The organism is Leifsonia sp. SIMBA_070 (genome assembly GCF_046534635.1).
Classification (GTDB): domain Bacteria; phylum Actinomycetota; class Actinomycetes; order Actinomycetales; family Microbacteriaceae; genus Leifsonia.
In genome coordinates, this window is the sequence record NZ_JAWRYK010000815.1 from 1 (window position 1) to 243 (window position 243).

Consider the following 243-nt stretch of genomic DNA (forward strand, 5'->3'; position numbering starts at 1 on the left):
TGACTCGCGAGTCCTGCGGTTGCAGGCCGCCGACGGTGAGCTGGCGGCATGGGTCGCCGCCACGGGTGTCCTCGATCTTGATCACATCGGCGCCCCAATCGCGCAGGATGACCCCCGCGCTCGGGACGTATGTCCATGAAGCCAGCTCGATCACGGTCACACCGCTCAGCAATGAGGACATCCGCACTCGCCTTTCCAACTGTTTGACGGACATATTGTTCGAGCCTACTGTAAGAACTACAG

At 60.9% G+C, this 243-nt stretch carries 1 protein-coding gene; it reads right to left on the reverse strand.

The window, feature by feature from the left end:
- Positions 1-181: CoA transferase (locus SB754_RS22485; protein WP_410784490.1), on the reverse strand; the 181-nt coding region annotated here is incomplete at its 3' end.
- Positions 182-243 lie beyond the last annotated feature (62 nt).